We start from the raw sequence: 14,085 nt of genomic DNA on the forward strand, positions 1-14,085 counted from the left end.
AGTTATAAAATATTTAGAGCACATATTATGTTATTGTTTAATTATTTTTTTCGTTACTAGTTCGCCGGTGCTTGATTTGATTGTTAGGAAGTAAATCCCGTTTTGTAAATCGGACATGTCGATCTGATATAGTTGTGTGCTTTCTTTTAGTTTGTAAATGAAAATAGATTTTCCTTCAAAAGAACTAATAGCGATCTCTGTCATTGGTGCACCCGATGTTTCAATTTTTATACGGCTTGTGGTCGGATTTGGATAAAGTCGGATTTGGTCTATAGTTGTTTCTGGAGCCATTTTCAGATCTTCAAATACTGTTTTTTGTTCTGGACAATTTTCGATTTTAGCCAGCATGTTGGCACCGCTTTTTACCACGCTATTCGGTTTAAAAATAATCGTATTTCCGGCTTTTAAATTTACATTGACACCACTGTTTATAGTGTAATTGCCATTTAAAGTAATAGTATTTGAAACCTGATGCGTAGTGTTGGTCGCTTCGGTTGTATTTAAAACCAGATCGTTATCGCAGTTTGTTGTTGGGTTGCAGTTCGCTGTAATAGTCTTTGTCGCTGTACTGGTACAGCCATTAACATCGGTAACGGTAACTGAAATGGTTCCTGGAAGTGACGTCCAATTAACAAGCACGTTAGACTGATTGTTTAAGCCGTTAATAGATCCTGCTCCGGAGGTTATAGACCATTGCGCTCTTTGTCCCTCTTGTAATACAACAAAATTATTGGTTGCATTACTGTTTGTGGAACAGGCTGATGTGCTTCCCAGGATATTTGCAGATGCCATGCCTACCGTTATGGTTTTGGTTATGGTATTTCCACCGGAAATTAAAGTTACGGTATAAGTGCCGGCACTTGAAAAAGTATGTGACGGATTAGCCAGAGTTGAGGTGTTATTTGCTCCTGATGCTGAATCTCCAAAATTCCAGCTAAAGGTTTGAGTACAAACGTTAGCATTGAATTTGTAGGTGAGACACCCGGAAGCGCTATGACTGATGGTGTTGTTAAAAGCTGTTTCTATTTTCGCATCAACCATGTTCGGTAAAGCATAAGATAAAGATTGTTGTAAAATTGGCCCGTTAGGGGTAAAATTACAGGCATTAGCATTATCTGGTGTAGCTATGATATTTGGATTGTGTATTACGGCAAGTTTTGAATTTGTGAAGCTTAAATATATTTTGTTATCAGGACCTTTTTGAAATCCATTAATGGTTGCACTACCGTTAAAAATAGTCATACGACTTTCATTTGGATTTACTGCATTCGCATTTATTTGATATACTTTGCTTCCGGCGCCGTAATAGAAAAGAGCAGAGTCAGGGCTAAATGAACCTGAGTAGTAAAGTTCATTTGAGCTTGTTGATTTCATATTTGATACTGCTCCAGTAAACTTATTGAAATCAAATAAAAGCACCGTGCCTGCTCTGTTGATATAGGCTATTTTATTGCCGTTAGGTGAAAACTCTATTGTAGATAGATTTCGGGTAATATTAGTGGGCAGGGCAGTTTCATTAATAAAGCTCAATCCGGAAGAGGTTAAAGAGTAGACAACTAAAAAATAACCTGAAGATTTACGTGACGATGTAACGATCCAATAGCCATCACAATGTTGTGCAGCACTAACGCCTTCACCTCCTAATATGGAGTTGTTGTCACCGGTTAAGTAACCGTTTGGAAAGGTAATGGGTTGGCCTACGGTAGATGACATGGAAATTACGCCATTTGAGTTGTTTATAATGCTGTACCTAAAACCGTTATTTGTTAGATCTGAACCTTTTGTGAAGATGTAATACTGATTGTTGTTGGCTGGATTTTTTACAGTTATTGCGCCACTAGCAGAACTAGTGTCACCTTTTATGGAATTGGAATTGTTAATTAGTATGTGGTTTTTGTTCCAGACATTGATCCCGTTGGTGTAGAACAATACATTCCCGGAAGGATCATTTTGTACAGAACAAGCCTCCTGCATTGTATTAGTGAAAGGGATGGAAGAATTGTATAGGGGAGTTCCAGTGTTGAAATTAAGCCCGTTATAGGTACTGAAATACCAGGAATTGTCTTCATTTTGTATTGGTTGGCACAAAGAATTAAAGATTTGTTTAGCCGAAGTGGATGATGAGGTGCCGTTATTAATCGTTAATGTGACATTATAGGGAGAATTGCTTACAGAGGAAAATAAGTGTGTGGGGTTTTGTAATGTTGAGGTATTGTTATTTCCGGAGGCTGGATCGCCAAAGTTCCAAAGGTATGTTATATTCGAACCGGTCATGGTTGGTGAAAATGTAACCGTTGTTCCTTGGCAAGGAGCATAATTGCTTGCTGAAAAAGTTGCCGATATCATGTTTTGATAGTTACAAATACCGGTATAAATTGAATTGTCGGTATCGAATAATTCGTATCTATATGTGAATAAGGTGGCGAACATTCTAGAACGTTGCCCTTCGGAGAAGTGTGTTGAGCAATTGTCGTCACCATAATCCATATGATTGTGTATGTCGTCTGGTTGGTTGTTTGGCTCTATACAGGTGTCTTTGTTGATGCATAGGAAATTTGCGGTTTCAGTAGGTGGTGTATCGCAAATACGATCTCCGGCTAGATTGCAGTTTGAATTGTTTAGTTCTGTACAGCCCTCATGGAATGTATGATACAGTCCCAGGAAGTGACCAACTTCGTGAACGAGTGTTTTACCCAAGTTGTAGTTTGGCATTAGATTGCAATTTTGGCAATATTGAGCACTTCCAAAAACATCAGATCTGATAACGACACCATCAAATATGGGGGAAGTATTTGGAAACATAGAGTATCCTAAAGTAGTTCCCGCAGCACCGGTGTTGCTAATGCTTTTTACAACCCAGATCCTTAAGTAACGATTTGAAGAAATTGTGGTTCCGGCTATATTGACTAAATTTTGTTGTTCGGTTTGAGCATCATGATCGGTTAAAGCTGTACTTAAGAGGTGTACTATACCGGGAGTTGTTTGTGTTCCTCCGCTTGATGGGATTGCTATATTACCAGCTTTTGTTGCTAGGCAAAAATTAATTCCATGTGGATTGAAATAGGAGTTTAAGGCTGTTATCTGACTGGTAACCTGATTGTCTGAAATGTTTTCAGGATTATTAACCCCTCCGTGTACAATATAAACAACCACAGGGATCGTTATCATTGCAGATGCAGCTAACTTGGAACTCTGATTTTGAGTCTGATTTATTGTTCGATCCATCTCGTCCAGATAATTTTGGATCGAAGGATTTTCTTTTAGTGCATTGCGCATCAGTTCATCGGTAAGACAGGGTTCCGATTGTGCAAATCCTTTTATAGCGATTAACAGTACTATAAGGATAGTAAGGTATTGTTTTTTCATGCTGTTAAAGGATTATTTGTTATTTGTCAGATTGTTTACAAGCTTTTTTAATTCTTCAATGTCTTTAGCTTGTTTTTCATTGGTTTTATTTTGCTCAATGATGTACAGGGTTAATTCTTCGATTTTTTCCTGTTGGATTTTTATCATTTCACCTAAAGCAATTCCTTCTTCTGCAATTTGTGCTGCCGATGGCACATTTATTAAGCGACCTTTTTCCTGAATATGTTTTTCTACTTCGTTTAGTGTCGGTAATTGGTACTCCGGTTGAAATACATAATCCGCCCAGGCAGATTGAAGATTCACACGTACTTCTTCCGTTAATATACCTCCTTTTACAAAAAGACTATAATTGTTTAGATTAACACCACCGGCTGTTGTTGGGAAATTGCCAAATGTGCTTCCGATACCTACTTTTCCGTTTAGTTTTAATTGACTGGCTGTAAAATCACCCCATATTAAAGGAGTATCAGTTTCTTTGTTGTCAATATAAAGCTTATTGTCGATATCATAACTTAGTGCAACATATGCTCCAATCAATACATTGCCTGAACCTCTGCTTTCTGCTCCTGCATTGATACCAATAAATGTATTGTTATTGCCATCATTTTCTCGACCTGATCCATATCCTATAAAAGTATTTGTCGATCCAGGAGCAAATGCACCGGCTAGGCTGCCTATATATGTGTTTTGAATGCCCGTAGTATTATTAGAGCCAGAACCATAGCCAATAAAGAGATTGTTTGTTCCTGTTGTATTGTCTATACCTGAATGATTGCCGATAAAGACATTTTGTTTGCCGGAAGTATTTGTTCTTCCGGCTGAGTGGCCAATAAAGGTGTTGTTGCTGAATGTAATATTGTTTGTTGACATGCCGGCTTGATAACCATAAAAAGTATTGCCTTCTCCATTACTACCGGATTGTAGACCACCACTTGTGACGGTTGAATTAGAAGCTACGTTTTGTGCATTTAATGATAGAAATCCGCTTAAAAAGAACCCTGTTAAAAGTAGTTTTGTTTTCATATAAATTAGATTTAAAAAATTTCTGACAAATTAAGAAAATAAATTGTTTTAAAAATAACAATATGTTTTAAAATAAAAAAAAGCACCAACATTCGTTGGTGCTCGATAAGGTTAAGAATATGGAGGCTGTTATTTGATGATCAGTTTTTGTGTGGCGGTTTTTCCTTCTTCTGTAATTTTTAAAAGATACACTCCGGTGTTTAGATTGGAAAGCTGAATAGGGTTGTTGTTTTCGGATTTCAAATTCAGAACCTGTTTTCCAAGGATATCATAAATCTCAATTGTTTTATCAGATCCTGTTGTCGAAGTAATATAAAGGTTATCATTGTTGCTGGCCGGATTCGGGTATAATTTTAAACCGTCGATTTGGTGATCGGTTAGTCCCATTGGGGTGTTGTTTACCATTGAAAAATCATCATAGTAAATAAAGCCACCAACGCTGGTTGCTGATTGTCTGTAGGTACGCGCCTGAAAACGGAAATGCGTGGCATTGGTCGGAGCGGTTAGGGTAAAGCTTGCCTGTACCCATTGTGCATTGTTGCTGGAGTAGGTTGTTGGGTGTAATATGTCTCTATGGTCGGTTAGTTCCGATTCGTTTCCATTGGAAATATTAACCCAGGAATGCCAGGCGCGGCTACGGGCTTTGGTGTCGTTATCCAGAAACCAATAGGAAATAGTATAATTGTTTCCGGGAATAACCGGGATTAAATCAGTTGGACTTACCGTTTGTGTATCGTCTTGTGATTGGTGTTTTACGGCGGATGCACCGCTTTTAAATATACTGGTTTCGCGGGTGATAAAGTTATTTGCCGAGAAGGTTTCAGTGTTTACAGCTGTAAATCCACTTGGAGTAGTGTTGTTGGTCCAGGTTTCAAAATTCCCGTTTGGAATTAAGTTCGTTTGGGCGTTAGCGGTTACGCTCAATGCGATGCTGAATAAAGCCAGGTAAATTTGTCTCATGGTTTTTTTGTTGGCAAGATAGCGACCTGATGTTGGCTTTTGATCATCTTAAAGTAAAGGGTAGTTTAAGTTTTAAAATTAGAGCATAAAAAAAGCGTCAACATTGTTGACGCTTTTCTATATAGTGTGAAGAGAAATTATTTGATAACTAATTTTCTAGTAGCCGTTTTTCCTTCTTCAGTGATTTTAACGATATAAACACCAGCGTTTAAGTTAGAAACGTTGATAGCAGCTTCGTTTTCAACACGTGTATTGATTACTTGTTTTCCTAATACATCATAAACAGCAACTGATTTTACAGCTGAAGCATCAGATGAAATATAGAAGTTGTTTCCAGATACCGGGTTAGGATATACTTTTAAACCAGAAATAGCATTTTCTTGTAATCCTAGTGTGTTATCTACTAAAGTTACGTCATCATAATAGATAGCTCCTGAGTTTCCAGTGTCTTGGTATACACGGAAGTCAAAACGCAAGATAGTTGCACCAGCTGGAGCAGTAGCCGTTACAGAAACTTGTTGCCATCCTGTAGTGTTACCATAGTAGTCTGGTTGTAAAGAAGTGTCAGTAATACCAGCTGAGCTAGTTCTCCAAGCTCCCCAGTGTCTTCCTCTAGCATTATCAGTTTCGTCTTTATACCAGTATGTCAATGTGTATTGGTGACCAGCAACTACAGCAAAGTCAGCAACACCAGCTCTTACGTTACCTGTTCCGGCAGGTGCTGTAAATTTAGCTGAACTTGTACCGCCGTGTACGTTACCAGCCGCAGTTTCAAGAGTAACAGATCCTCCGTTTGCAGGAACAGTTACTGTCCATGAGTCAGGAGCACCAGCAGTCCAGTTTTCAAATCCACCATTAGGTATTAAGTTTTGAGCATTGACAGCATACGATAATGCAACAGTTGCTAATAAAGTGTAAAGTTTTTTCATGTTTTGAATTGTTTTTTAAAAAGTGGACAACAAAGTTAAGAAGTATTTCGTGATAAATGAAAACTTTTAATGTAAAATTATGGTTAAATGTAAGAAATAACCCTTTGTTAACTATTTGATAATAAGCTTTCTTGTAGCGGAAGCTTCGCCTTCTTTGATTTTAATGATGTAAACACCCGCGTTTAAATTGGCTATATTTAGCTCTTTTGAGTTTAGAGTAGCCTGTAAAATACGCTTGCCTAACACGTCGAAAATCTCAACTTCCTTATCTTGTGTCGATTTGGAAGTGATGTATATTTTGTCCCCGTTGGTTGGGTTTGGATAAATGTTCAGACCTTCGATAGTGGTACCCGAAGAACCTTTAGCCTCCTGCGCAAATAAACTGGCAGAAAACAGGAAAAAGGCAACTAAAATAATATAAAAGTAATTTTTCTTCATAGGTCTAAATATGGCATAAAGATATAAAAAAAGTTCAAAATTTATGCCAAAAAAAATATCCCCCTTATTGAAAGAGAGATATTTTTCTGAAAAAGATATTTAGTTACTTTTAATTAAAGTCCTACTGTCCATCCGGTTGACCAGCTTGGTGCAGCTGTTCCGTTACCAGCGCCAGTTGCAGCAGCTGATTCCGTGAATACAGCGTTTACATCCATAGCACTACCGTCTGTTTTCTTACCTTTAGCGTTCGATCCGATTCCTTCGAATTTTGTGTTGGTTCCTTTTAAAGTAGTACCTACGAAAGAGATGGTTTGATCGTGTTCTACATCATATCCAACTTTGAAATCTTTTACTACTACGTTGTTGAACATACCTTTAGTTCCTCTTCTTAATTTTAAAGCCTGGTTTTCTGGATACGCTGTTGCATCAGCAGCACTTCCGGCACCGATTAAAGTTAAGTTTGTGATTGTTGGGTTAGAAACCGGGTTTGCATCAAAGTTGAACTCATAGTTATCAGCCTCGATACCTCTGTTTCCTTTTCCGAAAGCAAGTTTACCATACCAGTTTGTGTTGGTACCGTTCCATCCTTCAGTCCAGTCAAATTGATCATCCTCGTTTCCGATAGCGATTAAGTTGGAAGTGTTAACCGTTCCACCGAAAAATTCGAAACCGTCATCAGCACCGTGATAAACTTCTACGTTTTCAACTACAGTTCCGTTACCAACTCCGAAGAAAGAAACACCATTGAATTCTTTTTCAGTGTTGAAAGCAGCACCAGAATATTCAATTCTTAAATATTGGATTACACCAGAGTTGTCATTTGCAACAGTACCACCGTATGTTAAGTCAGCAACTTCTGATTGTGCTGTAACCGTTCCTCTGTTGATTGGTGCTTTTCCACAAATTACTAAACCTCCCCAGTCACCAGCATTTTTAGTTGTCAAACCACTTGTCATAACTACTGGATTTGCAGCGGTTCCTAAAATGTTGATTTTACCACCTTGTGCTACTGCGATATAAGCAGATGTACCTCCGGTTCCTTCAATTCTTGTTCCGGCAGGAATAGTTAAAGTAGCACCGCTATTTACTTGGATTTTTCCAGTAAGCTTATAAGTTGCTCCGGCAACTAAAGTTACTACACCGTCGTTGATCGTTCCTTTAAAATCGTTCGCATTAGCAACGAAAGAAGAAGAAGGTCCGCTTGGTGTGCTCTCGTCAGATGAAGAACAACTTGCTAAAGTTCCTGCAGTTACTGCGAAAATTACAAATAATTTTACGATTGATTTTTTCATTTTGTTTTCTGAATAATTTTTTAGTTATGTTTGATGCAAAAGTGCTTCGTTTTTTTTTAAAGCGGGTTAAGCCATTGTCACGGTTGGATTAACATATAAAGAAGTAATTATTAAGTAAATGTTTCGTTTGTTAAGGCAACTTTACTTTAAAAAAGAAGGAGCGATAATTCGCTCCTTCAGGTGTATTTTGATGTTGTATTAAAACTGATAGTTCACATTGAAACTCAGATTCATTCCTTTAGTATAGGTTAACAAGGTAACGTCACCGTTGTTGTTTTCCTGTACACGTTCGATTTTAGGATTTAAAATGTTTTTAGCAGTTAGTCCGATACCTAAGTTTTTGTTGATTTTTGATTTTACAATAAAATCTAAGGTTCCTACAGCTTTGTCTACCTGGTCGCCACGTAAATTTGTTCCTAAGGCATAGATGCGATCCGAGAAATACGAATAGGCTAAAGTAGTGGAGATGTTCGATTCTTTGTTGTTCCATTCTTTAAAGAATGATACGTCAGCATTTAGTAATAAAGGCGATGCTCCGGTAAAGGCACTTTTCGATTTGGTAAAGTCAACATTATAACGCGTCTCTTTGTCTACTTTAGAACCGTTTAAGTCCTGAGTGGTATACATATAAGAAGCGTTGATTCCGGCTGTTACTTTTTTACTGTTGTTTTCGCCCGATTGGAAGATCAGTTTCCGGAATTCGGCTTCGGCTCCGGCAACATAACCGCGATCTCCGGTGTTAACAAATGAAATATCGTTTGTAGAAGAAGCGATGGTTACTTCGTTAATCGGATTTAAGATGTATTTTCCGAAAGCAGTAAAGGAAATCAACTCCTCGCTTTTCGGGAACATTTCCCATTTCAGGTCTAAATTATAGTTATCGGAAGGATATAAATCCGGGTTACCTACTTTTACTTCAGTTACATCTTCATAGATAAATAAGGCTCTTTCTTTAAACTGTGGTAAAGTGTAGGTTTTGCTCATTCCCAAACGAAGGTTTTGTTTTTCGTTTAATTCATATTTCATGATCAAATTTGGAAGGAACGTTGTTTTTTTGAATTCATCTTTGTCTCCAACGGGATCCAACTGTGTTTTCCAGTCTACTTTCTGAAAGATATACTCGGCACGTAATCCTAAAACAGCAGTTAATTTGTTGCTGAATTTATATTCGGTGTTTAAATAACCTCCGTGAATGATTTGTTCTCCGGTGTATTTTTGTGGATCAAGAGCGTTCGCGATTTCAGCATTTCCAACAAACGTACTGATTTCAAAATAACCATTGCTTAGATTTTGTTGGTTATAGAATAAATCCAGGTTGTCAGGATCTACAATAGTGGTCGTGTAAGGGCCAAATGTTTTAAAGTTAAACTGAGTGGCTTTAAAATCTCTGTTTTTAAAACGACCGTTATAACCGGCTGTAAATTTACCTCTAAAATCGCCATCGCTGGTTTTGTGGAACTTATAGTCAACCGAAGCAGTGGCAACTGTTTCGTATTCTTTCAAGCGTTGGAAATAACGGTGGTTGTCCGGTTTTGACTGACTGATGATGGTATAGCCGTTATCGTTTTTTCGTAAGGTGTTGTACATTCTGTCCGGCGTATCGCCTGTGATGTTGTTTTGAGCAACACCCCAATTGAATTTGGAACGATCACTAAGCGTGTGTTCGCCTAATAATTGGTTTACGAATAAGGTGTTTTTTACATATTCCGAACGGCGAATCAATCCGTTACCAGCGTCGGCAAGATCGGCGATATATCCGAAATACTCGTCTTTAACCTGGCTTGATGTATTGATGAATAAAGAGTTAAAACTTACTTTATGATTGTTGTTGATTTTGTAACCTACATTCACCAATCCGGTTGTATTTGTATTGTAACCCATAGAAGAGAAGGTCTTGAAGTTTCGGTTAACCAAACTTCCGTCACCGTTTACACTACCTTTGGCGCTTCCGTCGCGTTTTGAGGTGTATTCGTTTCCGAAAGATCCGGTGGCGAAAATACTCAATTTGCTTTCCGAACCGATGTCGAACGATTTACCTCCTGAGATTCCGAAAGAACCGGCTACCGGAGTTTTTCCTTCAAATTGTAAGGTGTTGAAATCGTAAGTGGAGATTGTTTTCGGATTGGCCGGATTGCTAAAACCAAAACTATTCGGACCTTTTGGAAGACGGAAGTTGTCTTCGGCTAATGCATTGGTATTGGCGTTAGAACCAATATCCAGACGTAAAAATCCTTTGCCTTTATAATCTTTGGAAACGATATCCACGTTACCTCCGGCGAAGTCGCCCGACGTTTTTCCGTTATATACTTTGTCGATCGATACATATTCTACGATATCGGTTGGGAAAATATCCAATCGGATGTTTTTCTTTTCCGGATCGTTCGAAGGAATCGGTAAGCCGTTCATGGTAGTCGAATTATAACGGTCGCCCAAACCTCTCACATAGATATTTCCGGTACCTTCCTGTTTGGTAATACCGGTCGTTTTGGTAACCGCAGTAGCTACATCACTTACACCTTTACGGGAAAGTTCCTGTGCTCCGATGCTTTGTTTTATTTCGATGGCTTTTTTCTGTTCTACTAAAAGCGCACTTTCTTTCTGACGGTTGGTTTCGATTTTTAAAACCACATCTTCCAATTGTACACCGGCAGTACCTAGTGCTTTGTCAATTGTCTTCGTTTCGCCCGAAGCAATTTTAAAAGGGACTTCTATGGTTTGGTATCCTAAAAAGGCAATCATTAGAATGTGGTTTCCTTCCGGAACGCTCAAACTAAATGTTCCTTTTTCGTCGGTATTTGCGCCAATTGTTGTACCTTTAATTGTTACGCTGGCAAAAGGAAGTGGCTCATTGTTCATCTCCTTGTCTGTTATCGTACCTTTAACAGTCCCTTTTTGAGCAAAGGCGAAGACCGTGAACAATAATGTTGTTAGTAATAACTTAAGTTTCATTGTGTTGTTGTTTACGTGTTGTATTAAATTTTGCGCAAAGGAACCCTTTCGAAGTTAACCTGAAGTTAGTAACCTGTTATCGTTTTGTTGGGAATGTATTACGAAATCGTTAACAGATTAAATAATCGTTAACACATATAATCGTTTTGTATTATCTTTACCTTTACAACCCGAAAACACACATAGAGTGTCCATTATGAAGAAAAAAGACATTAAGATTTTATTGGTTGATGATGAGCAGGATATCCTCGAAATCGTAGGGTATAATCTATCACAGGAAGGTTATCAGATCGTAACGGCAAGCAATGGTAAAGAGGCCATTTTAAAAGCTAAAAAGGAAATGCCGCAGTTGATCATTATGGATGTGATGATGCCCGAAATGGATGGGATGGAAGCGTGCGAAAACATCCGTAAAATCCCGGAACTGGCCAATGTGATCATAACATTCCTGACCGCAAGAAGTGAAGATTATTCACAAGTGGCAGGATTCGATGCCGGAGCCGACGATTACATTGCCAAACCGATTAAACCGAAAGTTCTGGTGAGTAAGGTCAAAGCTTTATTGCGTCGCTTAAAAGAAGATGAGCAACAAGGTGATGTATTACGGGTAGGTGAAATTGAAATCAATCGCGAAGAATACAAAATTGTAAAAGAAGGAGAAGAAATTATCCTGCCGCGTAAAGAATTTGAATTGTTCTACCTTTTGGCTTCCAAACCCGGAAAAGTATTCAAAAGAGAAGAAATTCTCGACAAAGTATGGGGTAACGAAGTAGTGGTTGGTGGACGAACAATCGACGTTCATATCCGTAAACTAAGAGAAAAAATCGGAGACGATCTATTTAAAACCATCAAAGGAGTCGGTTACAAATTAGAAATATAAATGTCCATAAGCTTTAAAAAATCATACAGATTTGCGGTCAAATCTGCGTTCTATATTACCCTTTTTTCCACCTTATTAATCGCAGGATTGACGTATTGGTTTTATGAACTGAACTATAAATTCTGTATTATTTTTGCTTCAGGCGTTTACTTTTTTTCCTTTTTCGTACTGCAATACCGCGTAGAACGCTTTATCTACCGACGGGTTAAAAAAATCTATGACGATGTGTCGTTACTGGATTCGACCACACTCAGAAGTCAGCCGGTTACAACCGATATGGCGACACTGATGAACGAAGTACAGAAATTTGCAAAAGACAAAAAAATAGAAATTGAAACGTTAAAAATTCGTGAGGAATACCGTCGGGAATTCCTGGGGAATGTTTCTCACGAATTAAAAACACCGTTGTTCACCGTTCAGGGCTATCTGCTTACCTTGCTGGACGGGGCGATGAACGATAAAACCATCCGCAAAAAATACCTGCAACGCGCCGAAAAAGGAGTCGAACGATTGATCTATATCGTAAAAGATCTGGATATGATCACCAAGCTCGAAACCGGCGACCTAAATCTGGAGTTTACCGAATTCAATATTGTGGATGTCATACAGAATGTTTTGGATCTTCTGGAAATGCGTGCCGATCAGAAAAATATTATACTGATGTTTGATCGGAAATATACTAAACCGGTAAAGGTTTTTGCCGATAAAGAACGCATTCAGCAGGTGGTGACCAATCTTGTTGAAAATTCCATCAAATACGGAAAAGAAAACGGAACAACCGAAATCAGTATCGAGGATTTGGTCAATAACAAAGTGATTATTCGTGTAACCGACAATGGGGAAGGAATTCAAAAGCAGTTTATTTCCCGTTTATTCGAACGATTTTTCCGTGTGGACAAAAGTGGTGCGCGCTCCGAAGGTGGTTCCGGTTTGGGATTGGCTATCGTAAAGCACATCATCGAAGCGCACGACGAACGTATTTATGTAGAAAGTAAAATCGGTGTCGGATCAGAGTTTTCCTTTACGCTCGAAAAGACAAAATAACTGACGCCAGGTGATTTCCTGAGTGATGTTTTTTAGTCCTTTATACAAATCCACCTGATTTAAATCGCCAACTTTAAATTCGTCTTGTTTTGCATAAGGGACTAAACCTTTTTTCTTTAGTTTTTTGGCCAGATATTCCTGCTCATATTGACCCGGAGTTGGAATAAAAAAGGCTTTTTTACCCAAATGCGCCAAATCCATAATGGTGGTATATCCGGAACGACTTAAAACCATTTTGCTCTGGTTAAAGGCTGTTTCCAGTTCTTCGGTATTCATAAAATTATAGCAGGTAAAATTCAGGCGTCGCGAGATAGTTTGTTCTTCTTCGATCACACCACGTACAAAAAGGATTTTACCTTCAAAACAGTTCAGTTCCAGTTTTAATTTTTCTTCCAGTAATGTTCGTTGCGGTTCCGGTCCGGACAAAATAACCATCAGATCGTATAATGGTTCGACGGTCTTTTTGTGCAGCCGACTTAGCGGGCCAATATACTTTACATTCGTTACCGGCGTTTCCGTATGACCCAGTTTTCCGGAAAGATTCGGACTTCCGGCGATATCCGGAACCCAGCATTCTCTGTATTTTCGGATAAACTGATGGTGGATTTTAGTCGTAATCCAGGACGTATTGCCGGTTAAAACATTCAATTGATGCGTAATAAAAACCGAAGGAACTTTGGAAGAAAAAACACCCAGTCGGTTATCGGAAATAATCCCGTCGATGGCTTCTTCCTGAATCCAGCGTTCCACCATTTTCCGTTCGTCCCGCATGGCGCGATACATATTTGGAATCTGAGTGATCAATTTCCATTTAAAATTGGCTCCGTTTTGAGCGTACTGGATTTTATAGGAAGGAAGTTCCAAGGCTTGCAGGTGCGGAAATTCTTTTTCTAAAAGCGACAATGCAACACCATCGGAAGCAATCACAGGTTGAAAACCGTGATTTTCCAAAGCCTCAATAACCGGGATGCAACGTGTGGCATGCCCAAGACCCCAATTTAATGGAGCGACCAGAATTCTTTTTTTTCGTTCTTGATGCATGTTCTAAATATTCCAAAAGTTTTTCATTTTACCCCGCGGGCAATCCAAAAGACACAAATCAACCCCTGAAATAACAGGTCTTTATAAAAACCTGCGATGCATAACGGGAAGCGTAAACCAATCCGGTTATCCGGATCTAAATAAGATCGTTTTTGATAACTTA

Annotated in this window: 10 protein-coding genes; 2 read left to right on the plus strand and 8 right to left on the minus strand. The window is 38.6% G+C overall.

The window, feature by feature from the left end; genetic code table 11:
* Positions 1–30: 30 nt before the first annotated feature.
* The 7 genes from E6C50_RS14645 to E6C50_RS14675 all read right to left on the minus strand — a co-directional run bounded on the left by E6C50_RS14645 (position 31) and on the right by E6C50_RS14675 (position 10,957).
* The gene (locus tag E6C50_RS14645) at positions 31–3,366 is read right to left on the minus strand and encodes a M43 family zinc metalloprotease (RefSeq protein WP_136403980.1); all 3,336 of its coding nucleotides are present in this window, start codon (positions 3,364–3,366) and stop codon (positions 31–33) included.
* A 12-nt stretch (positions 3,367–3,378) separates the two neighbouring features.
* Positions 3,379–4,389, minus strand: coding sequence for an FtsB/FtsL family cell division protein (locus E6C50_RS14650; RefSeq protein ID WP_136403981.1), 1,011 nt, complete (start codon positions 4,387–4,389; stop codon positions 3,379–3,381).
* A gap of 129 nt (positions 4,390–4,518) precedes the next feature.
* Complete coding sequence (locus tag E6C50_RS14655; RefSeq protein ID WP_136403982.1) at positions 4,519–5,349, minus strand: T9SS type A sorting domain-containing protein; 831 nt, start codon at positions 5,347–5,349, stop codon at positions 4,519–4,521.
* 137 nt (positions 5,350–5,486) lie between these two features.
* Positions 5,487–6,278 carry a T9SS type A sorting domain-containing protein gene (locus tag E6C50_RS14660; RefSeq protein ID WP_136403983.1) on the minus strand — a complete coding sequence of 264 codons (792 nt, stop codon included), beginning with the start codon at positions 6,276–6,278 and terminating at the stop codon, positions 5,487–5,489.
* 111 nt (positions 6,279–6,389) lie between these two features.
* A complete protein-coding gene (locus tag E6C50_RS14665) occupies positions 6,390–6,716 on the minus strand; it encodes a T9SS type A sorting domain-containing protein (RefSeq protein ID WP_136403984.1) in 327 nt (108 codons plus the stop codon).
* Positions 6,717–6,829: 113 nt separating this feature from the next.
* Positions 6,830–8,008, minus strand: coding sequence for a hypothetical protein (locus E6C50_RS14670; RefSeq protein WP_136403985.1), 1,179 nt, complete (start codon positions 8,006–8,008; stop codon positions 6,830–6,832).
* Positions 8,009–8,206: 198 nt separating this feature from the next.
* On the minus strand, positions 8,207–10,957 hold the full coding sequence (locus E6C50_RS14675) for a TonB-dependent receptor (protein ID WP_136403986.1): 2,751 nt from the start codon (positions 10,955–10,957) through the stop codon (positions 8,207–8,209).
* A gap of 196 nt (positions 10,958–11,153) precedes the next feature.
* Here E6C50_RS14675 and E6C50_RS14680 point away from each other — a divergent pair, with 196 nt between their 5' ends.
* Together E6C50_RS14680 and E6C50_RS14685 are read left to right on the plus strand one after the other, a co-directional pair.
* Positions 11,154–11,837 carry a response regulator transcription factor gene (locus tag E6C50_RS14680; protein WP_136403987.1) on the plus strand — a complete coding sequence of 228 codons (684 nt, stop codon included), beginning with the start codon at positions 11,154–11,156 and terminating at the stop codon, positions 11,835–11,837.
* Complete coding sequence (locus E6C50_RS14685; protein ID WP_136403988.1) at positions 11,838–12,881, plus strand: sensor histidine kinase; 1,044 nt, start codon at positions 11,838–11,840, stop codon at positions 12,879–12,881. It begins immediately after the preceding gene.
* On the opposite strand, the gene E6C50_RS14690 is transcribed toward E6C50_RS14685, so the two are convergent.
* Complete coding sequence (locus E6C50_RS14690; RefSeq protein WP_136403989.1) at positions 12,846–13,922, minus strand: glycosyltransferase; 1,077 nt, start codon at positions 13,920–13,922, stop codon at positions 12,846–12,848. The two genes, E6C50_RS14685 and E6C50_RS14690, sit on opposite strands and share 36 nt — an antisense overlap.
* Positions 13,923–14,085: the final 163 nt, after the last annotated feature.

The sequence above is a fragment of the Flavobacterium supellecticarium genome, from assembly GCF_004801375.1.
GTDB lineage: Bacteria > Bacteroidota > Bacteroidia > Flavobacteriales > Flavobacteriaceae > Flavobacterium > Flavobacterium supellecticarium.